The 26,084-nt window shown below is 73.2% G+C and carries 13 protein-coding genes; 12 read left to right on the forward strand and 1 reads right to left on the reverse strand.

Annotated elements, in window-relative coordinates; all coding sequences use genetic code 11:
* Positions 1-21: 21 nt before the first annotated feature.
* The gene (locus tag ACZ4Z5_RS19320; protein ID WP_468264233.1) at positions 22-1,623 is read right to left on the reverse strand and encodes a tryptophan halogenase family protein; all 1,602 of its coding nucleotides are present in this window, start codon (positions 1,621-1,623) and stop codon (positions 22-24) included.
* Between the two features lie 129 nt (positions 1,624-1,752).
* On the opposite strand from ACZ4Z5_RS19320, the gene ACZ4Z5_RS19325 reads away from it, so the two are divergent.
* The 12 genes from ACZ4Z5_RS19325 to ACZ4Z5_RS19380 all read left to right on the forward strand — a co-directional run bounded on the left by ACZ4Z5_RS19325 (position 1,753) and on the right by ACZ4Z5_RS19380 (position 26,073).
* Positions 1,753-3,390 carry an AfsR/SARP family transcriptional regulator gene (locus ACZ4Z5_RS19325; protein ID WP_468264236.1) on the forward strand — a complete coding sequence of 546 codons (1,638 nt, stop codon included), beginning with the start codon at positions 1,753-1,755 and terminating at the stop codon, positions 3,388-3,390.
* 112 nt (positions 3,391-3,502) lie between these two features.
* Positions 3,503-4,966, forward strand: coding sequence for an aldehyde dehydrogenase family protein (locus ACZ4Z5_RS19330; protein ID WP_468264359.1), 1,464 nt, complete (start codon positions 3,503-3,505; stop codon positions 4,964-4,966).
* A gap of 232 nt (positions 4,967-5,198) precedes the next feature.
* Positions 5,199-6,977 carry a non-ribosomal peptide synthetase gene (locus tag ACZ4Z5_RS19335; RefSeq protein WP_468264239.1) on the forward strand — a complete coding sequence of 593 codons (1,779 nt, stop codon included), beginning with the start codon at positions 5,199-5,201 and terminating at the stop codon, positions 6,975-6,977.
* 2 nt (positions 6,978-6,979) lie between these two features.
* Entirely contained in the window at positions 6,980-7,750 is a 771-nt protein-coding gene (locus tag ACZ4Z5_RS19340; RefSeq protein WP_468264243.1) for a thioesterase II family protein, read from the forward strand.
* Positions 7,740-8,957, forward strand: a complete 1,218-nt coding sequence (locus ACZ4Z5_RS19345) for a cytochrome P450 (protein WP_468264245.1) — start codon at positions 7,740-7,742, stop codon at positions 8,955-8,957. The genes ACZ4Z5_RS19340 and ACZ4Z5_RS19345 overlap by 11 nt, the downstream gene beginning before the upstream one ends.
* Complete coding sequence (locus tag ACZ4Z5_RS19350) at positions 8,954-12,928, forward strand: amino acid adenylation domain-containing protein (protein ID WP_468264248.1); 3,975 nt, start codon at positions 8,954-8,956, stop codon at positions 12,926-12,928. Before ACZ4Z5_RS19345 ends, ACZ4Z5_RS19350 begins: the two co-directional genes overlap by 4 nt.
* Positions 12,928-13,761 (forward strand): 4'-phosphopantetheinyl transferase family protein, encoded by an 834-nt coding sequence (locus tag ACZ4Z5_RS19355; protein ID WP_468264251.1) that lies wholly within the window; start codon positions 12,928-12,930, stop codon positions 13,759-13,761. Before ACZ4Z5_RS19350 ends, ACZ4Z5_RS19355 begins: the two co-directional genes overlap by 1 nt.
* 119 nt (positions 13,762-13,880) lie before the next feature.
* Positions 13,881-14,972, forward strand: a complete 1,092-nt coding sequence (locus ACZ4Z5_RS19360; protein WP_468264254.1) for a winged helix DNA-binding domain-containing protein — start codon at positions 13,881-13,883, stop codon at positions 14,970-14,972.
* Positions 14,973-15,050: 78 nt separating this feature from the next.
* Complete coding sequence (locus ACZ4Z5_RS19365; protein ID WP_468264257.1) at positions 15,051-16,352, forward strand: MFS transporter; 1,302 nt, start codon at positions 15,051-15,053, stop codon at positions 16,350-16,352.
* Positions 16,353-16,926: 574 nt separating this feature from the next.
* Positions 16,927-21,252 (forward strand): non-ribosomal peptide synthetase, encoded by a 4,326-nt coding sequence (locus tag ACZ4Z5_RS19370; RefSeq protein WP_468264259.1) that lies wholly within the window; start codon positions 16,927-16,929, stop codon positions 21,250-21,252.
* The gene (locus ACZ4Z5_RS19375; protein WP_468264261.1) at positions 21,245-24,598 is read left to right on the forward strand and encodes a non-ribosomal peptide synthetase; all 3,354 of its coding nucleotides are present in this window, start codon (positions 21,245-21,247) and stop codon (positions 24,596-24,598) included. Before ACZ4Z5_RS19370 ends, ACZ4Z5_RS19375 begins: the two co-directional genes overlap by 8 nt.
* Complete coding sequence (locus ACZ4Z5_RS19380) at positions 24,595-26,073, forward strand: condensation domain-containing protein (RefSeq protein WP_468264264.1); 1,479 nt, start codon at positions 24,595-24,597, stop codon at positions 26,071-26,073. The genes ACZ4Z5_RS19375 and ACZ4Z5_RS19380 overlap by 4 nt, the downstream gene beginning before the upstream one ends.
* Positions 26,074-26,084: the final 11 nt, after the last annotated feature.

Raw genomic sequence — 26,084 nt, forward strand, 5'->3', positions numbered from 1 at the left:
CCGGCCGCCGTCGGGCCCGGATCAGGCGCCGTGCAGACGGCGCAGGTAGTCGTATGCGCTGGGAAGCGTCTCCAGCAGGTGCTGCTGCTGACGCTTGACCGTCTCGAACAGGGGCTCGGCACCGGCCACCGACTCGGGCTTGTGCTGCAGTGACGGCAGCGGGGCGTCCGGCTGCAGCCCGAGGCCGCTGAAGATGCAGTAGTAGCTGCCGTTGGTCCAGAAGTTCCGGAACTCGGCCTCGAAGTTGCCGTAGTACGTCGACTCGTCGGTGATCGGCGAGTTGATCGGCAGGCCGGCCCGGTACGCGGCGATCTTCTCCTGGATGTTCTGCGGCAGGGTCAGCTCCTTGTTGGCCTGCCAGAACGGCGTGTCGTTGCGCGGTGCGTAGAAGAAGTGCGCCTGGATGAAGTCCCGGGTGTCGTCGAACATGGCCTCGATCTCACGGTTGAAGCTGTCGACGAGGCCGGCGTTGAAGGTACGGTCCGGGAAGTGCTTGGCCAGCTGGTAGATCGCGGCGGTGATGAAGTAGATGCCGGTCGACTCCAGCGGCTCCAGGAAGCAGGACGACAGGCCGATGCTCACCACGTTGTTCACCCATGCGCGCCGGTTGCGGCCCACGCGGAAGCGGATGTGGTTGAACTTGGTCTTCTCGGGGTCGAGCCCCCACAGGTCGGAGAACTCCTGCGTGGCCTCGTCCTGGTCGGCGAACCTGCTCGAGTACACGTAGCCGCTGCCGAAGCGCCCCAGCATGGGGATCTTCCAGGCCCAGCCCGAGGACATGGCGATGGCCGAGGTGTACGGCTCGATGCCGTTCTTCTCGTCGTCGTGCGGAACGGCGGTGGCGACCGCGCTGTCGCACAGCAGATGGTCGCTCATGTCGATGAACGGCTCTTCCAGCGCCTTGTTGATCAGCAGGCCGCGGAAGCCGGAGCAGTCGACGAACAGGTCGGCGTCCAGCACCCGGCCGCCCTTGGTGTGCAGAGCGGTGACGTGACCGCGGGCGTCCTGCTCGACCCGCACCATCTCGTCCTGCACGTGGTTCACGTTCTGCTTCTCGATGGAGAAGCGGCGCAGGAAGTCGGCGACGAGCTGCGCGTCGAAGTGCCACGCGTACCGGGTCGCCGGCCGGCCGTCCAGCCAGCGGGGCGCCTTGTGGGCGTCCATCACCGGAGGCTCGCGGAAGCACGCGTAGTCGAAGGGCTCGGTCGTCCGTCCCTCGTACTTGCGCTTGAACCAGTAGTGCGACAGCGGCGTCCGGTCGTAGTCGGGAAGCAGCCCGAACGGGTGGTAGAAGTGGTCCGGTCCGCCGTTGGGCAGCTCGCGCGCCGTCGCCTCGCCGCGGCCCTCCGTCCGCCAGTTGACGAAGCGCACGGCCATCTTGAAGCTGGCGTTGCACTCGCGCATCCATTCGTCCTCGCTGATGCCGAGGTAGTCGAAGAAGGTGCGCTGCAGGTTCGGCACGGTGGCCTCGCCGACGCCGATGCGGGGGATGGTCGGAGCCTCCAGCACCGTGATGTCGACCGTGCCTTGGAGCGCCTTGCCGAGATAGGCGGCGGTCATCCATCCCGCGGTGCCGCCACCGAGGATGACGACCTTCCGGATCCGCGCGTCGTTGCTGTTCATGTGCCGGCCCTCTCTCCGGGGTGACAGCTGGGTCGACCAAAGTGTGGAAATCTGTTCTATATCGCGCCTACACGTGCCACGTCCGGGACATGTAGAACGCCCATAGACCGCCACCCCACGCTGACGTGCATGAATGATGGGACGCGGCAGACCGTGGAGATCCGCTTCCTCGGCTCCTTCTCCGTGACCGTGGGTGGCTGCCCGGTGGAGCGGTGGCGGGCGGGGAAGGCGCGCAACCTCTTCCAGTACCTGGCGATGCACCGGGGCCAGACGCTGACCCGGGAACGGCTCTACGCCGCCCTGTGGCCCGACTCGCCCTGGTCCACGGGGCGCAGCTCGCTGAAGGTCGCGGCGCACGCCCTGCGCCGGGTGCTGCCCGCCCATCCCGACCGCCCCGACGAGGCCGGAATCCGCCTGCACTACCGAGACTTCGGCTACGTCCTCGACATCGCCGAGCCCTGGTCGGACGTGGACCGCTTCCAGGAGCTGGTCCAGCAGGGCCTGCGCACATCGTCCGCCGACTCGGCCGATTCGAGTGAGGGGCCCGAACGACTCCGCGCAGCATTGGAGTTGTACCGCGGCGACTTCCTCCAGGGAGAGACCGCCGACTGGGTCGTCGAACAGCGCGAGTACCTCAAGTCGCTCGCGCTCAGGGCACTCGCGGTACTCCGCGCGGACGCCGCCGCCCGCGACGACTTCGCCGACCTGATCGACATCTGCCGACGCACCCTGGAGATCGACCGGCACCACGAGGAGACCTACCGGACCCTGATGGCCGCCCACGGCCGTCGCGGAGAACTCGCACGGGTCCGCAGCTGGTACGAGCTCTGCGCCACCCGGCTGCGTAAGGAACTGGCCGTCGAACCCGCCCCGGAGACCGACCGCCTGCTGCACGCGCTACTCCCGCCCCCTGCCGCGACGGACGCGGTGCGCGGGGGCAGCGGATTCGGCGGCGGTGCCATCGGCGGCGTTGCCATCGGTGGCAGCGGACTCGGCGGCGGTGGATTCCCCTCCCGCACCGTGCCGAGGGCCGGGACGCGGGCCGCCTCCCTGGCCGGGCCGGCGGGATCGCGCACGGCTGCGCTGCGCGGCACCCGGCTCCCGTCCCGTCCGGCCGTGCGGGCCGCCGCGCCCGCCGTCCCCGCCGCAACCTCCCGGGCGCCTCGGATCACCACCACGGCCGTCCCGCCCATGGGCACCCCCTTGTCCGCCACGGCCGGGCCGCGCGGCGAAGCCCGTACGCCCTTCCGCCCCGGGCCGAGGGCCGCGACGCCCGTGGCGGCGGCCCGACCCGCGGGGTCGCGCGCGGCTGCGACTCGGGCCGGTCGTTCCCCCTCACCGGCCGGGCCGGGCCGGACGCCCCCGTCACCCGCGGCGTCTTCCGGCCGTGCGGCAGCGGCGGAAACGCACCGGGCGGCCACGCCGCGAGCGGCTGCGTCGGACGGCGACCGGGTCCCGTCCCGTACGGCACCGAGGCACCTGGAGCATGCCGCGGCGGGTGGACCGGCCGCCGCCCGTGTGGCCGCCGCGGGCGCCGGGGTTCCGGTCCGTACCCGTTCGCAGCCACCGGCGCCCCTCTCCCCGGGCGGCCGGGCGGCCACCTCTCCCGGCCCGCGGGCCGCCGCACCGCCGGGCGCGTCCCGTACCGGCCCCAAGGCCCCGGCGCCGACCGCCGTCGCCCGGCCTTCCGTGGGGCGGGACCGTGTCCGTACGGACCCGGACCGCGGCGGGTGCACCACCAACACCCCTGTCCCGATCGCCAGTTAGTGAGGACCCGACCGTGACCGTGCAGACCGAGCAGACCGTCTCGTCCGAGCCCGGTGCGCCGGCCCCGACCGGGGCCGAGCCACCCCTACACGACCGGTGGACCGACCAGTGGATCGACGGCGGCTGGAGGGAGTCGGACGCCACCGAACACCTCGTGGTGACCGACCCCAGCACCGAGCGGATCCTCGCGACGGTGCCCGCGGGCACCGCCCGGGACGCGGACTTCGCCGTCCGCGCTGCCGCCGCCGCGTTCCCGCGCTGGTCGGCGACCCCGGTACGGGAACGTTCAGCCATTCTGCGCAGGGTGGTCGCCGAACTGGACAAGCGGGCGGGCGAGTTCGCCGGGCTGATCACCGCCGAGGTCGGTGCCCCCGTCGGCCTGGTGCAGCGCACCCATGTCGGACTCGCCCTCGGCACCGCGGCCCACTGCGCCGACGTCCTCGACGCCTTCGTGTTCGAGGAGCGTGTCGGACACTCCCTCGTGGTCCGTGAACCGTCCGGGGTGGCCGCGTGCATCACGCCGTGGAACGTGCCGCTGCTGCTGACCGTCCAGAAGATCCTGCCCGCGCTCGCCGCCGGCTGCACCGTGGTGCACAAGCCCAGCGAGATCACCCCGCTGCACGCCCGGCTGCTCGCCGAAGTCATGGACGCGGCCGGGGTCCCCGCGGGGGTGCACAACATGGTGGTGGGCGAGGGCGACACGGTGGGGGCCGCACTGGCCGCCCATCCCGCCGTCGACCTCGTCTCGCTCACCGGCTCCACCCGGGCCGGACGAGCCGTCGCGGCGCTCGGGGCCCCCACCGTCAAACGGGTCCACCTGGAACTCGGCGGGAAGAACGCCAGCCTGGTCCTCGACGACGCCGACCTGGCCGCCGCGGTCCGTGCCACGGTCGACCAGGTGCTGTTCAACACCGGCCAGACCTGCCTGCAGTGGAGCCGGCTGCTGGTGCCCCGCGACCGCCAGGAGGAAGCCCTCGGCATCGCCCGGGAGGCCATGTCCGGCTACGTCACGGGCGACCCCCGCGATCCCGGCACCGACCTCGGCCCGCTCGTGTCCGCCGCCGCCCACCGGCGCGTCACCGCCCACATCGAGCGCGGCATCGAGGAAGGCGCCCGGCTCGTGACCGGGGGGCCCGGACGCCCCGCCGGACTGGAGACCGGCTATTTCGTACGGCCCACGATCTTCGCCGACGTCGACCCGTGCAGCAGCATCGCCCAGGAGGAGATCTTCGGCCCCGTGCTCTGCGTCATCCCCTACGACACCGAGGACGAGGCGCTGCGCATCGTCAACGACACGCGTTACGGACTGCACGGTGCGGTCTGGTCCGCCGACGCGGCCCGCGCCGAGCGTGCCGCCCGCCGCTTCCGCACCGGCCTGGTCGACATCAACGGCGGCCAGTTCAACCCGGCCGCGCCGTTCGGCGGCTTCAAGCAGTCCGGGATCGGCCGCGAGTGCGGTGCCGCCGGACTGGACGGCTTCCTGGAGACCAAGTCCATGCAGCTGCCGCAGCCGTCGTCCGACCAGGTCGTCGGCCCGCGGCTGCGCTCCACCGGGCAGGCCGGGGGCACCCGATGACGCGGCAGCACCTCCGGAGCCGGCCGGCCGCCCGTCGGGCCCCCGGCGCCCGCACCGGCGGGGCAGGCACCCACGGCAGCCCGCCTGAGCGGTCCGCCTCCGCCGAAGGCCCGTCCCGACCGGCCGCGTATTCCCGCGGCCCCCGGCAACGCGGCAACGTCCGCGTGTGCGCCACCGCCGGGCGCGGTGCCCCGCGCCCGCAACCGACCGACGCCCCCGCGGGGAGGACCCGATGACCACGCACCCCACACTGGGCACCCCGGCCGTGCTGCCGCTGGTGCTCGACGCCCTGGACCGCTGGGTCCGGGAGCGTCCCGGCGAACCGGCCGTGAGCGCGCCGGACGGGACGTACGACTTCGCGGCGCTGGGCGCCCGTACCGGGGAACTGGCCGCCGTGCTCACAGCGGCCGGAACCCGCCGGGGCACGGCCGTCGGGCTGCTCCTCGGCAGGTCCCGGGACAGCCTGCCCGCACTGCTCGCCGTGTGGTGGCTCGGTGCGGTCGCCGTCCCCCTCGACACGGGACACCCCGCGGAGCGCATCCACCACGCCCTGCACGACGCCGACGCGGAGATCCTGGTTGCCACCCGGCTCCCCGACGGCTTCGACCCCACGGGCCTCGCCGTGGTCGACCCCGCCACCCCCGCACCGTCCGACGCGTCGGACCAGGCCGTGACCACCCCTGAGCCCGACGACTGCGCCTACATCATCTACACCTCGGGCACCACCGGCCGTCCCAAGGGCGTCGAGGTCACCTACCGCAACCTGGAAACCTTCACCGGCGCACTCCGGGAACTGGGCCTCACGCCCGGCGGATTCGGTCTCAACGCCGTCTCCCCGGCCTTCGACGGCTGGCTGTGGTGCTCCCTGCTCTACCTCGTCAGCGGGCAGGGCCTGGCCCTCGTCGACCTCTCCATCGACGGCCTGAGGAAGGCCGCCGCCGAAGGCCGCGACCCGCTGCCGGCGGGGCTGCGCACCGTCTCCCTCACGCCCTCCCTGCTCGCCGCGCACGGTGACGCCCTGGGCGACCCCGAGGTGATCGTGGTGGCCGGCGAGCCCTGCCCGCCGGCTCTCGCCGAACGGTTCGCCGCCGGACGGCGGTTCCTCAACGTGTACGGGCCGACCGAGGCGACCATCGCCGCCACCTGGGCCGACAGCGCCCGCGGCGACGACGTGCGGACCATCGGCCGGCCGCTGCCCGGCTACACCGCCCACGTCCTGGACGAGGAACTGCGGCCCGTGGAGCCCGGCACCCCCGGTGAACTCTGCATCGGAGGCCCGGCGGTCGCCCGCGGCTACCGGAACCAGCCCGACCTGACCGCCGGGCGCTTCCCGCTCGACCCGTTCCTAGGCGACGGCCGGCGGATGTACCGCACCGGCGACCTCGTCGTGGAACTCCCCGGCGGGGAACTCGAGTACCGCGGCCGCGCCGACGACCAGGTCAAGGTCCGCGGCCACCGCATCGAACTCGGCGAGGTGGAACGCATCGCCGCCGCCCTGCCCGAAGTGGCCGCGGCCGCCTGCTGCCCGCTGCCGTCCGGGGACGCCCTCGGCCTGGCCGTCGTCGCGGTGCCCGGCGCCGACACCACGCCCCTCCTCGCCCGGATCCGGGAACGCTGCACCGAACTGCTGCCCGAGGCCGCGGTACCGCGCACCCTGCACGCCGTGGAACGGCTGCCCGTGCTGCACACCGGCAAGACCGACCGCGCCGCACTCGCCCGGCAGCTCAACGGTTCCCACGGCCCGGCGTCCGGCACCCCCGCACCGGCCGGCCTCACCGCGCGCGAACGCGAGGTGCTGGACCTGTGGAGCGAACTGCTGGACCGCGAAGTCACCGACCCCGCGGTCGACTTCTTCGAGCTCGGCGGACACTCCCTGCTCGCCGCCCGCGTGGTCTCCGAACTGCGCCGGCGCACCGGCCTGCGGGTGACGCTGGCGCAGCTGCTGGCGAACCCCAGCGCCGGGGCGCTCGCCGCCGAGCTCGACCGCATGCCGGTCGCGAAGGGAGCCTGACCATGGGCGACTGGATCATCGGCTGGCCCACCGGCGGACCCGCCGAGGAAAGCCTGCCGCTGCTGCTGTGCCTGCCCCCCGCGGGGGCCGGCTGCCAGCAGTTCCGGGTCTGGCAGCAGCGGCTCGCCGGCACCGCCCAGGTCCTCGGCGTCCAGCTGCCCGGCCGGGAGAACCGGTGGACCGAGCCGATGCCCGACACCTTCGACGAGGCCGTCGACGCCATTGCCGCCGAACTCGTCGCCAGGACCGGCCGGACCCGCCCCCTCGTCGTGTACGGGCACAGCTTCGGCGGACTCATCGGCTACGAACTCGCCCGCCGCATCACCCCGAAGGCGCTGGTGATCAGTGCCTGCCGGCCGCCCCGGTACTGGGAGGAGGCCACCCGGGGCCTCCTCGACGGCGACGCCGACGACGCCGAACTCGACAAGCTCTTCGACACCGGCGGCATGGACCCGGCGGTCCTCGACGAGGAGACCCGCGACCTCATGGTCGCGATGCTCCTCAAGGACGCCCGCCTCTCCGCGACCTACCGGCACGTCCCCGGCGCCCCCCTCCGGATCCCCGTGCACGCCTGGGGCTCGGACGGCGACGAGACCGTCACCTCCGAGGAGCTCGACGGCTGGGCCGCCGTGACCGAGGCCGACTTCCGGCGGCACCGCACCACCGGCGGCCACCACGCCGTGCTGCGCCGGCCCGACCCCCTGCTGCACCAGCTCACCGAACTGCTGCTCACGGTCACCCCCCTCGGAGGAGGAGTCCGCCATGCACATTGACCTGCTCGACCCGGGACCCTTCGCCCGCAACGACTTCTGGCCGGTGTTCACCTGGCTGCGTGCCAACGACCCGGTGCACTGGCATCCCGAGCCCGGCGGAGACGGCTTCTGGGCGCTCAGCAAGCACCGCGACATCATGCGCGTCTACGCCGACAGCGACACCTTCAGTTCCGCGCAGGGCATGCGGCTGGGCAGCGACCCCGCCGCCGTCGCCGCGGTGTCCCAGCGCATGCTGATCGTCTCCGACGCTCCCCACCACACCCGCCTCAAGCGAGCCCTGCACCAGGCCTTCGGCCCCGACCGGATGCCGCGCATCGAAGCCCTCGTCGAGCAGGTGGTCGCCGAACTCGCCCTGGAAGCCACCGAATGGGAGGAGTTCGACTTCATCGAGCTGGCCAAACAGCTCCCCAACCGCGTCGTCTGCGCCCTCATGGGCATCCCGCGCGCCGACTGGTCGTGGATCGGCGCGCTCACCACCGACGCCTTCGACTCCGACGACGAGGAGGAGCGCAGCAACGCCCACTCGGAGATCTTCCTCTACTTCATCGAGCTCCTCCACCAGCGCCGGGCCCACCCCGGCGACGACCTGGTCAGCCAGATCGCCCACGACACCCTCGTCGACGAGGGCGACGGAGCGCACCGCCCGCTCACCGACGAGGAGATCGTCTTCAACTGCAACGGCGTGCTCTCCGGCGCCAACGAGACCACCCGCTACTCCGCCGCCGGCGCCGTCAACATGTTCGCGCAGCACCCCGAACAGTGGGCCTGGCTCCAGCAGAGCGGCCCCCGCGGCATCGCCCCCGCCGTCGAGGAGATCCTGCGCTGGACCACCCCGGGCGTCCACGCCCTGCGCACCGCCACCCGCGACACCGAGATCAACGGGACACCGATCGCCGCGGGCGACCGGGTCACCCTGTGGAACGTCTCCGCCAACCGCGACGAGGACCTCTTCACCGATCCGCACTCCTTCCGCGTGGACCGCCGTCCCAACCGCCACGTCGCGTTCGGCCACGGCCGCCACCTCTGCCTCGGCGCCCGCCTGGCGCGCTTCGAGCTCGGTGCGCTGCTCACCGAGCTGCTCGCCCTGCTCGACGGCTTCGAGCTCACCGGCCCCGCCGTCTTCAACTCGTCCAATTTCACTTGGGGGATCAAGAGCCTCCCGGTGCGGCTGCTGCGCAGCCGAGTCGCCGAAAGGACCGTGCTGTGACCATCGCGCTCGCCGACTTCAACCGCACCGAGGCGGCCTTCCCCACCACCGGATACCCCGAACTGCTGGCGGCACAGGCCGCCCGCACCCCGCACGCCCCCGCCCTCGTCCACGGCGACCGCGCCCTGACGTACGCCGAACTGGAGGCCGGGACCAACCGGCTCGCCAACGCCCTCGTCGCCCGTGGCGCGGGCCCCGGCCTGCGCATCGGACTGTGCTACCCCCGCAGCGCCGACTACGTCGTCGGCTCCCTCGCCGTCCTCAAGACCGGCGCCGCCATCGTCGCCCTCGACCCGGTCAACCCTGACGACCGGCTCGCCGCCATGATCGAGGACGCGGCCCCCCTGCTCGTCCTCGCCCCGGACGCCCTGGCCGCCCGCATCCCCTCCGGAGTGCCGCACGCCGAGGTCTCCGGCACCGGGGACGGCCACTCCGACGCCCCGACCGGCATACCCACCGGCGCCGACACCATCAGCCACCTCATCTACACCTCCGGCTCCACCGGCACCCCCAAGGCCGTGCTGGAGCGGCACGGCGCCCTGACGAACCTGGTCCACTGGACCGAACGCGCGTACGGGGTGCGTCCCGGCGACCGCGCCTCCTGGCTGTCCACCCCCGGCTTCGCCGTCCAGATCATGGAGTGGCTGCCGTACCTGCCCCTCGGCGCGGCGGTCCACATCCCGGAGGCCGGGGAGGCGCAGACGCCGGAGCAGATCCGTGACTGGCTCGTCCGCCGGCGCATCACCCACACCATGCTGGTCGCCGCCCTCGCCGAGCCCGTCTGGGCCCTGGACTGGCCGCAGGACACCGAGCTGCGGATCATCGTCACCACGGCGGAGCGGGTCCACAGCTGGCCGCCGGCCGACAGCCCGTTCCGGGTGGTCATGACCTACGGCACCACCGAGACCACCAATGTGCTGTCCTGCCTCGACCTCGGCGCCGGCATCGACTTCACCAGCGCCGCCACGCCCGAGGACGTCCGGGCCAGCCGTCCGGTGCCGGTCGGCGTGCCCATCGCCAACCTCCGCGCCCACCTCCTCGACGAGAACGACAAGCCCGTCGAGGCCGGCACCGTCGGACGCCTCCACGTCTCCGGCGCCGGGGTCGCCGCCGGCTACCACGGCCGCCCCGAGCTCAGCGCCGCCAGGTTCCGCGCCAACCCGGTGCCCGACGACCCCCACCCGGTGCTCTACGACACCGGCGACCTGGCCCGGCAGCGCGAGGACGGGGCGATCGAACTCCTCGGCCGCTCCGACTCCCAGGTCAAGATCCGCGGATTCCGCGTGGAACTCGGGGAGGTCGAGACCCATGTGGCCCGCCTCACCGGAATCGCCGAGGCGGTGGTCGTCACCCAGGAGCGCGGCCCCGGCGACAAGAGGCTCATCGCCTACGTCTCACCCGCCGAGGGCGCCACCCCCGAGCCGGGCACCATACGCTCCGAGGTCGCCCGCACCCTGCCCTACTACATGGTCCCGGGCACCGTCGTCGTCCTCGACGCCCTGCCCAGGCTGGCCAACGGCAAGGTCGACCGGCAGCGGCTCCCCGAACCGCCGGAGGCACGCGAAGCCGTCAGCACCGGCTACGAGGCCCCGCGCAACGAGGTCGAGGACGCCCTCACCCGGATGTGGGCCACCGCGTTCCGTTCCGAGGCCCAGGGCATCGGGATCCACGACAACTTCTTCGAGCTCGGCGGCCACTCACTGCTCGCCTTCCGGCTCATCGACGAGATCCGGCGCGGCTACGCGGTCGAGCTGAGCCTGTCCGACCTGTCACGGTGCCCCACCGTCGCCGAGCTCGCCTCCCTCCTCACCAGCGAACGCGCCACCGGCGGCGGCGACTTCGGCGGACTGCCGGCGATCGTCCCGGACCCCGCGTCCCGATTCGAACCCTTCCCGCTCACCGAGAGCCAGCAGGCCCTGTGGATCGGCCGGGGATCACTCGTCGAGCTCGGCAACGTCGGTTGCCACGGCTACTTCGAATGGGAGAGCCAGGACCTCGACGTATCCCGCTTCGAACGGGCCTGGCGCCGGCTCGTCGAACGCCATGACGCCCTGCGGACCGTGATCCGCCCCGACGGCACCCAGCAGGTGCTCCGGGAGCTCCCGGCGTACGAGATCCCGGTCCGCGACCTCTCCGGACTCGACCAGGAGCGGGCCGACGAGGAACTGCTGAGCCTGCGCGAGGAGTTGTCCCACCAGGTGCTCGACGCCGACCGCTGGCCGCTCTTCGACGTGCGCATCACCGCGCTGCCCCCGGGCCAGGGCGGCGGGCGGCGGGCCCGCATCCACCTGTGCCTGGACTTCCTGGTCGCCGACGCATGGAGCTACTTCCAGGTGCTCGTCCCCGACCTGGTCACCCTCTACGCCGACCCGGACGCCCGGCTCGCCCCGCTCGAGCTGACGTTCCGCGACTACGTCCTCGCCACCTCCGCCACCCTCCGCGACAGCGAGCTCTACCGCCGTTCCGAGTGGTACTGGCGGGACCGGCTCGCCACCCTGCCCCCCGCACCGGCACTGCCCGAACGGCCCGCCGACGCACCCGAACTGCCCGTACGGTTCGAGCGCCGCACCCACGTCGTGGACAACGCCCGCTGGGCCCGCATCCAGCAGCGCGCCAACGAACGCGAGGTCACCCCGTCAGGCGTGCTGGCCGCGGCCTTCGCCGAGATCCTCGGCACCTTCAGCGGGGAGCCGCGCTTCTGCATCAACTTCCCGCTGTTCAACCGGATTCCGCTGCACCCCCAGGTCAACCAGCTGCTCGCGGACACCACGACCACGCTGCTGCTCGCCGTCGAGCAGAAGGCCGGCACCTTCGCCGGCCGCGCCCGGGACCTCCAGCGCCGGCTGTGGGCCGACCTGGAGCACCGCTACTTCAGCGGCGTGCAGGTGCTGCGCGAACTCACCAAGCTGCGCGGCAGCCTCGCCCCCGCGATGCCCGTCGTCATGACCAGTCTCGCCGGCCACCCGCCGCAGTACGAGGAGACCGGACTCGGTGCACCGGTCTACGGGATCTCCCAGACCCCGCAGGTCTCACTGGACTTCCAGGTCTTCGAGAAGCCCCAGGGACTCACCTTCAACTGGGACTTCCTGCCCTCCGTCTACCCCGACGGCCTCATCGAGTCGATGTTCGACGCGTTCTGCGCGCTGCTGGACTCGCTCGACGACGACGAGGCCTGGGAACGCCCGTCGGCACCCCCCGGGGAAGCGTCCGCCGACGCCCCGGAGGCCGAGGCACGCGACACCGGCGACGCCTGGGAGCGCTACTGGGCCGGCATCGACCGCACCGGCCGCGGCGGCGACGTCATCTGGGACGCCGACAGCGGCGAGGAGTTCGAGTGGCTCCTCGCCCAGGCCAAGCGGCACTTCAACGTGGCCCTTCCGGTCATCGACCTCGGCTGCGGCAACGGCCGCTACAGCCGTGAGCTCGCTCCGTACTTCCCGCACGTCACCGGTGTCGACGTGTCCGCCAGCGCGATCGAGCACGCCCGCCGGGAGGCGGAGGGCATCGACGGCGTCGACTACCTGGCCCTGGACATGACCGACGTCGAGCAGTCCCGCCGGCTGCGCCGCGGCCCGTACAACATCTTCGTACGGGGCGTCCTGCACGTCCTCGACGACGCGGCCCGGGCGCGCCTCGCCGGTGTCGCCGCCCGGCTGCTGGGCGAGGACGGAGTCCTGATCATCCATGAACCGGACTACTCCGCCAGCTCCTTCGGCTATCTCGGGTTCGTCGGCGGCAAGAAGGGACGCACCGAGAACCTCGTCGCGCCGCTGGAGGCGGCGGGTGTGCGCCACTCGCACCACTTCACCCGGCCCGAGCTGAAGAAGGCCTTCCCGGAGGCCCAGTGGGAGCTCGTCACGGACGCCGCGGTCGAACTGCACGCCATCGACCCCGAGTCCGACGAAGCGGCCCTGCTCCTGCCCGGCTACTACGCGGTGCTGCGTCCGGAGCGGCGTTACAGTAGCCGCTGATGACCATCATGCTCGCAGGGCGTTCCCCCGCCGCGCTGGCCGCGGCGGGGGACGCCCGCGCTCTGCTGACGCCCGTGGAGAGGCAGCGTGCCGACGCCTTCCGGCGGGCCGAGGACCGGGACGACTTCGTGGCAGCCCACGCCCTGGCCAGGCTCTGCGCGGCGCGGCTGCTCGGCGTGCCCGCCGACGCGCTCACCGTCGTCCAGAGCTGCGGTTCCTGCGACCGCCCGCACGGACGTCCCTCCCTGGTCGAGGAACCGGGTGTCCGGCTGAGCTTCTCGCACGCCCGTGGCTGGGTCGCGGCGGCCGCGGGCCCCCGGCCGGTCGGCGTCGACGTGGAGACCGTCCCCGACGGGCCGCCCGACTGGGCGCTCGTCGAGCACGCCTCGACCCCCGCCGAACTGGCCGCGCTGCGGGCGCACCCGCGGCCCGGGTACGCCTTCCTGCGGCAGTGGGTCCGCAAGGAATCCCTGGTCAAGGTGGGCGTCACGACGATGGACGACTTCAGCCGGCTGGAGCTTCCGGTGACGGGGGAGGGCGTCATCACCTCCACGGGGCCCGCATCCGGCGCCGCCGGGTCCGCACCGACCGGATCCGGGGCCGCCGGGTCCACGTCCGCCTGGTCCGCGTCCACCGGGCCGGCTCCGACCGACGCCGTGTCTCCCGGTTCCGCCGTCCCCGCCGCCGCCCCTTCCTCCACCTCCGCGCTGCTCACCGCGCGGACACCGCGGATCTGGCGCGGCTGGTACCTCACGGACTGGGCGTCCCCGGACCTCGGCGCGGTCGGCTGCGTCGCGTCACGGGAACCCGTCTCCCTGTACTTCCTCGACTGACATCTTGGCCGTCCCGGCCTCCCTTCGACCGGACCTTCCCACCTGTCCGGCCCGTGCGGTCCTCGCCGCGCACGGCGCAGCGCCCTCGCACGGGCCGGCCGAACCGAAAGACTGGACACGTGGCACCACAGCACAACGACCGGCTCCGCCGTGCCCGGGCACAGGCGCTCGCCGGCGGCATCCGTGAGACCTCCGTCGGCGACACCCTGCGCAGGGCGGTCGCCGTCCAGGCGCAGGACCCGGCCGCCGCCGGACTGGGCCTGCGGGTCCGTACCCGCGGCCTCACCGAGGAGGGCGTTCTGCGTGCGATCGGGACCGATCGCACCGCCGTCCGCGGCTGGTTCGTGCGCGGCACCCTGCAGCTCGTCCACGCGGACGACGCGCGCTGGCTGCTGGCCCTCCTCGGCCCCGTCTTCCTGGCCCTGGGGGAACGCCGCTGCCGCGAGCTCGGCCTCGGCCCCGAGCTGTGCGAACGCGCCGACCGGCTGATCACGGACGCGGTCGCCGACGAGGGGCCGCTCACCCGGAAGGAGCTCACCGACCGGCTGACCACGATCGGCGTGGAGGCCAAGGGACAGGCGGCCTTCCACCTGATCCGCCGGGCCGCCCTCGGCGGCCGGATCTGCCACGGCCCGCTGCGCGGGGGAGAACCGGCGTTCGCCCTGCTCGACGACTGGCTGCCCGCGCAGGAGCCGCTGCCCTGGGAGGGCGCGGCCGCCGTGGCGGAGCTGGCCCGCCGCTACCTCCGGGCCCACGGCCCCGCCGACGTCCAGGACTTCGCCCACTGGTCGGGCCTGAAACTCACCGTGTGCAAGGCCGCCTGGGAGTCAGCCGGGCGGCACGCACAACCACGTGAGGAACGGGCGGAATCCGGGGAGTCCCCGACCGCGTCCGGGGTCCCCGACGTACGACTCGTTCCGGCGTACGACAACTACCTCGTCGGCTACCGGAGCCGGGAGCTCTCCGTACCCGCCGAGCACGAGCGCCGGGTCTGGCCGGGAGGCGGGCAGATCAGGCCGGCCGTGCTGGTCGACGGCCTGGCCGTCGGCACCTGGAGCCGGGCACCGCGCGGCGGCGGGGTCCGCGTGGACCTGTTCCCCGGAAGCGCCCCGGCCGGCTCGGAGGTGACGGCCGGAATCGACGCGGAAATCGCGGATATTGCGCGCTTCTATGATTCCTCCACGATCGTGCGGGAACCGTCGGATTCATAACCGGCCGCTAACCGGACGTGCCTAGGTTTAACTGCCATCCGCCAAGTCCTGAACCCCCCATCAGAAAAGGACACCGACATGGCACTCGCCCGGCACGCAGATTTCAATCGACTCTGGTTCGGGCAGACCGTCAGCAATTTCGGAGACAAGATCTCCCTGCTCGCTCTGCCCACTCTCGCGGTCGTGGTACTCGACGGAGGCGCGTTCGAGGTCGGCGTGCTCGGCGCCCTGCGCTTCCTCCCCTTCCTGCTGCTGGCGCCCATCGCCGGTCTGGTGGCGGACCGGGTCTCGCGACGCACCGTCATGATCCTGGCCGACGTGGGCCGGTTCCTGACGCTGGGCACGATCCCGCTGGCGTTCGCCCTCGACTCCGTCACCATGACGCACATCTACATCGCCGCCGCGATCACCGGCGTCCTCACGACCTTCTTCGAGGTCTCGTACCAGTCCTGGCTGCCGCAGCTCATCGGCAACGAGAACCTGGTGGAGGGCAACACCAAGCTCCAGATCAGCCGCAGCGTCGCCGAGGCCGTCGGCGCCGGAGCCGGCGGTGCGTTCATCCAGCTGCTCGGCGCCGCCCGTGCCGTCGCCCTGGACGCCTTCACCTTCCTGATCTCGCTGGTCGCCCTGCTCGTCATCCGGCACCGCGACCTGCGGGAGCGCACCGAGGAGAAGAAGGCGACCGCCAAGGCCGAGATGAAGGAGGGCCTGCGCACCCTCTTCGGCACTCCCGTCCTCCGTGGCCTGTTCACCGCCAACGTCCTCGTGAACCTCGGCGCGGCCATGGGCGACGCCCTGCTCATCGTCTACGCATACAAGACCCTGCACCTCAGCCCCGGCCAGGTCGGCGCCGCGTTCGCCGTGATGTCCGTCTTCGTCATCATCGGCGCCATCCTCTCCGAGCAGGTCGCCAAGGGCCTCACGCTCGGCCGGACCCTGGTCCTCACGGCAGCCGTGCTGGGCGCCGGCTACATCCTGGTCCCGACCGGCGGTTCCGTCGGCGGCTTCGTCGGGCTGATCGTGGTCCAGGCCGTCATCGGTTTCGTCTCCCCGATGTTCGACATCCACGTGCTCAGCCTGGTCCAGGGCGTCACCCCGAACGAGCAGATGGGCCGCGTCAGCGGTGCCGCCCTCTCCGCCGTCTACGGTGCCCTGTCCCTGGGCTACCTGGCCGGTGGCGCGCTGGGCGAGGGCATCGGCCTCACCGCGGCCCTCGCGGTCGCCGGCGCCGTCACCATCATCGGCGGACTGTCCCTGCTGGCCACCCCGGTCGTCGCCATCAAGGAGATGCCCGGCCAGGGCCTGCCAGAGCAGTCCGACGCCGCAGCCGACGAGCCGGTCGCGGCGGAGCGCGCCGACAGCGCCCGCACCACCGCCTGATCGGGCGGGCCGCCCCGCGGGAGCCGCAGCGGACCGGCCGGACGTCTCAGGCACACCGCCCGAGTCCGCCCGGCCGGGCCGTGCGGCTCCCGTGAAAGGGGACCTGACCGGTCCGCACCACCGCACCATCGGCCCGCCCCACCGCACCATCGGCGCACGCCGGCGCACCACCGGCCCGCGCCGGCGGTCCGTCCGGACCGCCGGGCGGGGCCGGGTGCACCGCCGCCGGGTCCGCCCGGCCGGGTCCGCGGGCCGCAGAGCGCCTCGGCGCCGTCCCGCGAACGGACCTGACGGACCGTCCGCCACCGGGGCGGACACGCCCTCGGCCCACTGGGGCGAGCAGTCCGACCGGACGCCGGACGGCGCCGGCCGGACCCGGTCCCACAGCCCCGGCCGCCGCCCGCCACGGGCCGGCCGGGGGTCCCCAGCGGTACGGCCCCGGCCCGCGACGCACCACCCGGCCCGCCTTTTCGCGGCGGGCGGCCGGCGCCGGGCGCACCGCCCGCGCCACCCGCACCGCTCCCGCACCTTCCGAAAAGCACCCCGACCTTCCGAAAGAGCACGGAGGCTCAAGGTGAGCGAGTCCCTCGCCGAACGAATCGCCGCACTGCCGGAGGCACACAGGGCCCTGTTCCAGGCGCTCAGCGCCCGCGACGGCGCCCCGGGCGCCGCGCAGCGGGATGAGGAACCGGCCCCCCGCGACCGGGACGAGCCGCCCGTGCTGTCCTTCGCCCAGCGCCGCCTCTGGTTCATCGACCAGCTGCAGCCCGGCAGCCCCGCCTACAACGTCCCGATCGCCGTCCGCATCCGCGGACCGCTCGACGTGACCGCCCTGCACGGCGCCCTCCAGGACGTCGTCGACCGTCATGAGGTGCTGCGCACCGTCTACGCGGACCAGGCCGACGCCGCCGAGGCCGTGCCCCGGGTCCTCGACGGCCACCGGCTGCCGCTGCCGGTCACCGAACTGGCCGGCGAGGAGGACATCCGGCCCTTCTACGACGCCGACGCCGGAGCCCCCTTCGACCTCGTCGCCGACGCACCGCTGCGGGTCCGCCTCGGCCGGCTCGCCGACGACGACCACGTCCTCGTCCTCACCATCCACCACATCGTCACCGACGGCTGGTCCATGCGGCTGCTCTCCACCGAACTGGAGCAGGCCTACGCCGCCCGGGCCGGCGCCGCCACCGGCACGCTCCCCGAACTACGGCTCCAGTACGCCGACTTCGCCGCCTGGCAGCGCCGCCGCATCAGCGGTGCCCGGCTCGACGAACTCACCGGCTTCTGGCGCGAGGAGCTGCGCGGCACCGGACCCGTCGACCTGCCCACCGACCGGCCGCGCCCGCCGGTCTTCGGGCACGCGGGGGAGTCACGCTACATCGAGATACCTCCCTCGCTGATATCCGCCCTGCGCGACTTCGGCCAGTCCCGCGGGGCCACCCTCTACATGACGATGCTGGCCGGTTTCGCCGCGACCCTGCGCCGCTGGACCGGACAGGAGGACATCGTCGTCGGCACCTCGGTGTCCGGCCGGGACCACCCGGCGTTCAGCGACCTCATCGGCTTCTTCGTCAACACCCTGCCGCTGCGCATCAGGACCGGCGGCGACCCCACCTTCGCCGAACTGGTCCGCTCCACCCGCACCACCACGCTCCAGGCCTACGCCCACCAGGAGCTGCCGTTCGACCTGATCGTCGACACTCTCGGCGTGCCCCGTGACCCCAGCCGGCCCCCGCTCACCTCGGTGATGTTCCTCCTCGACGAGACCCCCGACACGGCGCCCGCGCTGGCCGGACTGGTCACTGAACCCATCGACTTCACGTCCCGCGCCACCAAGTACGACCTCATGATCAGCGTCCATGACACCGGCAGCACGGTCCGCGCCCTCGTCGAGTACCCCACCGACCTGTTCGACGGCGCCACCGTCGACCGGCTGCTCGGCCACTTCCTCACCACCCTCGACGGTGCGGTCGCCGCCCCCGACACCCCCCTGTCCGGCCTTCCGCTGCTGACCGCGGAGGAACGGCATGCCGCGATCCACCGATGGAACGCCACCGGGGCGCCCTTCCCCCAGGACGCCTGTCTGCACCACCTCTTCGAGGAGCACGCCGACCGGCGCCCTGACGCCCCCGCCGTCATCTGCGGCGCCCTGGGCGGCTGGGCCGTCACCTACCGCGAGATCGAGGAGCGCGCCAACCGGCTCGCCCACCACCTGATCACGGCGGGCGTCGGTCCGGACCGCACCGTCGCGCTCTGCCTGCGCCGCGGTCCCGACCTGGTCACCGCCGTCCTCGCGGTGCTCAAGGCGGGCGGTGCCTACGTGCCGCTGGACCCGGAGTACCCCGCCGAGCGCCTGGCGCTGCTGCTGCGCGACGCCGCGCCGCCCCTCGTGGTCAGCAACGCGGGGCTGATCGACCGCATCCCGGTGGGCGACGGCACGGCCCGGGTGCTCCTCGACACCGACCGGGCCGCCATCGCGGCACGCCCCGCGACCCGCCCCGCCACCCCCGTCACCTCGCGCAACCTCGCCTACGTCATCTTCACCTCGGGATCCACCGGCACCCCCAAGGGCATCGCCCTGGAGCACCGCGGAGTGGTCAACAACCTGCTAGACCTGAACCGTTCGTATGGCATCAGGCCCGGTGACGCCGTGCTCGGTCTGTCCTCTCCCAGCTTCGACATGAGCGTCTACGAAACGCTCGGCATGCTCGGAGCCGGCGGCACCCTGGTCCTGCCCGACCCGGCGGCGGCGAAGGACCCGGCCCACTGGGCGGAGCTGATCGTCCGGCACGGGGTCACCGTGTGGAATTCCGCGCCCGCTCTGCTGGACCTGCTGGTCGACCAGCTGGAGTACGCCGGGGGCCCCGCGCTGCCGCGGCTGAAGGCGGCGTTCCTCGGCGGCGACTGGATCCCGGTCGCACAGCCGAAACGTATCCGCGTGTTCGCACCCGACCTGGAGTTCGCCGCGCTGGGCGGGGCCACCGAGGCCTCCATCCACTCCATCGAATACCGGGTGGGGGAGGCCGACCCGGCCTGGACGAAACTGCCCTACGGCCGGCCGATGGCCAACCAGCGCGCCTACATCCTCGATTCCGCGGACCGGCTCGTCCCGGCGGGCGTCCCCGGCGAACTGCACCTCGGCGGCGTCGGCCTCGCCCGCGGCTATCTGAACCGGCCGGAGCTGACCGACGAGAAGTTCGTCCACGTCGAACTGGAGCCCGGCCTCACCGAACGTCTTTACCGCACCGGGGACCTGGCGCGCTACGGGGCCGACGGCACCATCGAACTCCTCGGCAGGACCGACTTCCGCATCAAACTCAACGGGCTGCGCATCGAACCCGGCGAGATCGAGAGCGCCCTGCGCGACCGCCCGGGCGTCAAGGACGCCGTCGTCGTCACCCGTGAGAGCGCCGGATCGGCCCGTCTCGTCGGCTACGTCGTGCCGGACGAGGGAACCGCACCCGACACCCCGGAACTGCGCACGGCCCTCGCCAAGGTCCTTCCCCCGCACTGCGTTCCCGCCGAACTCGTCCTCCTGGAGCGGCTGCCGCTCAGCCCCAACGGCAAGGTGGACCGCAAGGCCCTGCCCGCCCCCGGCAGTGCCCGGCCCGCAGGCCGTACCCCGTCGCCCGCCCACGCCGTCGCCCCGGCCGGAACGGTCCGCCCGCTCGGCACGCTTCCCCGCCCCGGTTCCCAGGCCGTCCCGGGAGCCGGCACCGGTACCGCGACGACAGCCGGACAGCACGGCACGCCCCTCCCGTCCGGTGCGCAGCACGCCCGGCCGCCGGCCGACGGGGTCACCACGGCGGCGGCCGGCCCCCGGACCGTGTCCACCGTCCCCGGGGCGACCGACCAGGCGCTGCCCCCGGGCAGGGCGTCATGGCCGGCCGACGACGCCACGGGCGTGATCGCCGACGTCTGGGCCGAGGTCCTCGAGGTGTCCGCGATCGGCCCCGACGACGACTTCTTCGCCCTCGGCGGCGACTCCTTCGCCGCCGTGCGCGCCATCCGCGCCGTCTCCGGCCGCCTCGGCGGGCAGCTGCGTGTCGTCGAACTGTTCAGCCACCCCACCCCGCGCCGACTCGCGGCACGGGTCGCCGAACTCGGACGCACCGGCGCGGGTGCCACGGCGGGCGCGCACACGCTGCTCCACCGGCTCACCCCCGAGCGTCCGGGACTGGCCCCCGCCCTGACCCTGGTCTGCTTCCCGCACGGCGGCGGCGACGCCATCGCCTACCAGCCGCTGGCCGCCCATCTGCCGCCGCACATCGCCCTGATCGCCGTATCGCCCCCCGGCCATGACCCGCTCCGGCCGGGCACCATGATCCCGGTCTCCGACTTCGCCGAGGCCGCGGCCGACGAGATCGCCCGCACCGTCTCCGGCCCCTACGCCGTGTACGGACACTGCGCCGGCGTCGTCGCCGCCCTGGACACGGTCCGGGCCCTGGAGGAGCGCGGCGAACGCCCCGTCGCCCTCCACCTCGCCGCGGCGATGCCCGAGGAGGACCCCGAGTACGCACTCGAGATGGACCGTGTCTCCAGCGACGAGGACATGGTCGCCTACCTCAGCTCCATGGACGGCTTCGACGGTGTCCTCGACGACAGCGACCTGACCGCAGTCATCCGGATGGTGCGGCACGACATGACCGAGGCGGCCCGCTTCTTCGGCCGCACCCCCGACGGCTATGCACGCCCCCTCACCACTCCGCTGACCTGCATCATCGGCGACGCCGACGAGGCCACAGAGGGCTATGAGGAAGGCCACCGCGGCTGGGCCCGCTATGCCGCGGACGTCCGGCTGGCCGTCATCCCCGGGGCCCGCCACTACTTCGCCAAACACCTGCCCGACCGACTCGCCGCCCTGCTGGCGGAGCTGCACCGCACTGGAGGAGACAATGAGTGACCTCGCCGAACGCCTCGGACGGCTGCCCCAGGGCCAGCGCTCCCGGCTGCTGGGCCGCATGCGGAACCAGATGACCGGCGCCGGACGCCGCCGCATCGAACTCAAGCACGTCGACCACGGCGCCCGCTCCCGCGCCTCCTTCCAGCAGGAGCAGATGTGGTTCGTCGACCGGCTCGGTGCCGGCAAGGCCCGCAACAACATCGCCCTCGCCGTCAAACTCGGCGGTCCGCTCGACCGGGCCGCCCTGCACGAGGCGCTGAACGCCGTCGTCGCCCGCCACGAGGTGCTGCACAGCAAACTCGTCGAAGTGGACGGCGTGCCCTGGCAGGAGCCGGTCCCGGGCTTCGTCCTCGGTGTCCAGGCCACCGATCTGACCGGCTCGGAGGACGCACAGCGGGAACTCGCCGAACTCACCGCCGAGTACGCCGCGGCGCCCTTCGACCTGGCGGCCGCACCGCCGGTCCGCGCCCAGCTGGTGAAGCTGGCGGACGACCGGCATGTGCTGCTGTGGGTGGTGCACCACGTCGTCTGGGACCCGGGCTCCACCCGGATCTTCGCCCGGGAGCTCACCGAGGGCTATGCCGCCGCGGCCGAGGGCGGCCGTTCGGTGCAGCCCGAACTCCCGGTGATGTACTCGGACTTCGCCCACTGGCAGCGTGCACGCCTGGAGGACGACGACCACACCCGTGGGCTCGCCGACCGCTGGCGCCAGATCCTCGGCGGAACGCAGGCCACCGAGGTGATGTCCGACTACCCGCGCAGTCCGGAGACCCGCGGCGAGGGCCGTGGTCTCAAACTGACCGTGGACCGCGCCATGCTGGACCGGCTGAACGAGGTCGCCGAGGAGAACGGCACGACCGTCTTCACCACCCTCCTCGCGGCGTTCAACGCGCTGATGCGCCACTGGACCCGCAACGAGGACGTCATCGTGGGCACCGCCAGCGCCTCCCGGCCGCACCCCGACCTCGAGCAGGTCATCGGCTGCTTCGTGCAGATGATCACGCTGCGCACCGAGGTCCGCGACGGCCTCACCTTCCGGGAGCTGGTCCGCCGCACCTCCTCCACCGTCATGGACGCCTTCACCAACAGCGAGCTGCCCTTCGAGCAGGTCGTCGAGGCCGTCCGTCCGGCCCGCGACCCGCTCCGGCACCCGCTGTTCCAGATCGAGTTCACCTCGCTGGGCCGCTGGGGTGGACACCACGCCGAGGCCGCGGGCGTCGAGTTCGCCATCGAGCAGATCCACGACGGCGCCGCGAAGTTCGACATGAGCTTCCTCGTCGGCGAGAACGACGACCTCGAACTGTCCCTGGAGTACAACACCTCGCTCTACCGCCACGGCACCGCCAGCGGCCTGCTCACCGCGTTCCGGCGGGTGCTGGAGCAGGTCGCCGAGGACCCCGACGTCGAGATCGGCGAGCTCAGCCTCGTGGAGGAGCCCACCGCCTCCCGCAACGCCCGCGAGCTCTCCCGCGGCGGCCCCGTCGACGAGGCCGCCTACACCACCACCCTCGACCGGGCGTTCCGCGAACGCGCCGCCGTCACCCCCGACGCCGTCGCCGTCCGGTACGGCGACAGTCTTCTCGACTACGCCGCCCTGGACCGCTGGTCCGAGGCGATCGCCCACCGGCTGCGCGACCGCGGAGTGCGGCACCGCGACCCCGTCGCCGTCTGCCTCGGACGGGGCCCGGCCGCCATCGCCGGCGTGCTCGGCGTCCTCAAGGCGGGCGCGCACTACATCCCGGTCGACCCGGCCGCACCCGCCGAGCGCACCCGCACCGTCCTCGCGGACGCCGGCGTACGCTACGGCCTGGTCGACGACACGGCGACCCTGCCCGACGACATCCGGACCGTGCCCGCCGGCACCACCGCGCCGGTGCGGGAGGTCCCGTCCCTCACCCCCACCGCCGTACCGAGCGACCTCGCCTACGTCCTGTACACCTCGGGCAGCACCGGCACGCCCAAGGGCGTCATGATCGAGCACCGCTCGGTCACCCACTTCTCCCGCTGCATCGCCCAGGCGTACGAGATCACCGCCGAGGACAGGCTGCTCCACTTCGCCCCGCTCACCTTCGACGTCTCGGTCTTCGAGATCTTCACCACCCTGCTGGCCGGCGGTGAGATCGTCATCGCCGACGACGAGCAGCGCCGCGATCCGGCCCTGCTCTCCCGGCTGCTGCGCGACACCGAGGTGACCGTGGCGGAACTGCCGCCCGCCCTGCTGCCGCTCCTCGACCAGGCGCAACTGCCGGCCCTGCGCCTGGTGTCCGTCGGCGGCGAGGCCTTCCCCGGCAAGCTGGTCGCCGAATGGACGGCGGGGGAGCGGCGGTTCGTCAACGGCTACGGCCCCACCGAGGCCACCGTCGCCGTCACCCTGATGAACTGCGTGGGGTCCTACGACCGGAACCCGCCCATCGGCCGCCCCATGCCGGGCCACCAGGCCTTCGTCCTCGACGAGCGGCTGCGCCCCGTGCCGCCCGGCGTCCCCGGCGAGCTGTGCGTCGCGGGCCCCGGCGTCGCCCGCGGCTACCTCAACCGGCCCGAACTCACCGCCGAGCGCTTCGTCCCCAACCCCTTCGCCGACGGCCCGGAGACCGAGACGCTGTACCGCACCGGTGACCTCGTCCGCTGGCTCCCGGGCGGCAACCTGGACTTCCTCGGCCGCACCGACCGCCAGGTGAAGGTCCGCGGCCACCGCATCGAACCGGGCGAGATCGAGAACGTCCTCACCGGCCACCCGTCCGTCCAGCAGGCCGTCGTCCTGGCCCGGCCCGGCGCGGGCGGCGAGAAGACCCTCGCCGCCTACGTCACCGTCGAGCAGGTCGGCTCGTACGCCGCCGAGGTCGCCGACGCCGAGCAGCTCCGCGCCTACGCCGCCGGACGGCTGCCCGGCTACATGGTCCCGGTCGTCGTCGTCCTGCCCGAGCTGCCCCTCACCGCACACGGGAAGGTCGACGTCGCGGCGCTGCCGCTGCCCGCCGACCAGACCGGCGGCGGCACCCCTCCGCGGGACGCGATCGAGGAGCAGATCTGCCGGGACATCCTCACCCCGATCCTGGAATGGACCACCCCGGACGTCGAGGGCGACTTCTTCGCCCTGGGCGGCAGCTCCCTCCAGGCCACCATCGTGGTGTCCCGGGTCCGTTCCGTCTTCGGCATCGACATCGCCCTGGCCGACTTCTTCGGCCGCCCGACCGTCGCCGGACTCGCCGACCTGGTGCGCACCGCCCAGGAGGCCGCCGCCGGCGAACAGGCCCGCCTCATGGCGGTGTTCGAGCAGATCGAGAACATGACCGACGAAGAGGCCGCCGAACTGCTCCGCTCCGTCCAGCAGGGCGGCCCCCGATGACCGCCCCCGTCCGCACCCCGGCCGCCACGGGCCCCGCGCCCGTGGCCGCCCCGGCGGCGTCCGCCGCCGGGTCCGGCCCCGCACCCGGCGGGGCCGCCGGCGAGGCGTTCGCCGGGCTGCCCGAGGCCAAGAGGGAGCTCGCGCGGCTGCTGCTCGCCGCGCGGGCCCCCGTCCCGGGCCAGCCGGGTCCGAGGGACGACCGAGGGCCCGCCCCGGTCACACCCGTCCAGGCGCGGATGTGGCGCCGCGAGCGCAGCGACCCGGCCGTGGGCACGGGATCCCACGCGGTCCGGCTCAGCGGGCACCTCGACACGGCACGGCTGCAGCGCGCCCTCACCGGGGTGCTGCGCCGGCACGAGGCGCTGCGCACCAGGCTGGTGGACGTCAGCGGTCCGGACGGCCTCCGGCAGGTCGTCGACGACGAGCCGTGCCTGCGGCTCACCAGGACCGACCTGAGCGGCTTCGCCCCCGACGAGCAGGCCGACCGGGTCGAGCGGCAGGTGGCCGAGAGCGCCCGTACCGCCCTCGACCTGGCCACCGGCCGCACCAGCTGGTTCCACCTGCTGCGGCTCGCCGAACGCGAACACGTCCTCATCCTCACCTCACACCTGGCCGTCTTCGACGGCTGGTCGTCCGGGGTGTTCCTCGGCGATCTGGTCGACGGCTACCGCGACGCCGTATTGCCGCCCGCTCCTGCACTGCACCTGCCCGACTACGCCGACTGGCAGCGCCGCTGGCTCGCCGGCCCGGACGGCGCCGCACAGCTCACCCACCGACGGGCCGCGTTCGCCGGGCTGCCGCCCGCCGTTCGGGCTTCCGGCGGCTTCGAGCGTGGCCACCTCCCGGTGTCCCTCGACCGCACCACCGCCGACACCGCGATCGCGCTCGGCGCCGCAGAGGGCGCCACCCCGTTCATGACCCTCCTCGCCGCACTCGCCGTCGTCCTGGCCCGCCGTGCGGGCCGCACCGACATCGCGATCGGCACCCCCACCGCCGGCCGCTTCTCCGGTCCCCTGGAAGGCGCCGTCGGCCAGTTCACCACGGTCGTACCGATCCGAGTCGACCTTTCCGGAAGCCCGGCGTTCCCCGAACTGCTGCGCCGCACCCGGACGTCGGTCGCCGAAGCGCTCGGCCACCAGCGGCTCCCCGTCGACGTGCTGTTCCCCGCGGCCGACGGACCACCGCCGTACGACGTGCTGTTCGCCCTGCACAACTACCCGACCGTCCCCTTCGACCTCCCCGGAATCGAGGTGCGCCCGCTGCCCGGACCGCCCGCCCGCCATCTGGAGCTCTACAGCCCCGACCCGGCCGCCACCCTCGCCTGCATCGGCATCACCGACCGGGACGGCGAGCTCGCGGGCACCGCCGAGTACAACCGGCGGGCGGCGTCCCCCGACGACATCCGCGGCCTGCTCACCGGCATGCACGAGGTGCTGGACCGGGCCGTCTGCACCCCGCACACCGCCGTTCTCTGAGCCTCTCGAGA

The sequence above is a fragment of the Streptomyces sp. NPDC030222 genome, from assembly GCF_055573115.1.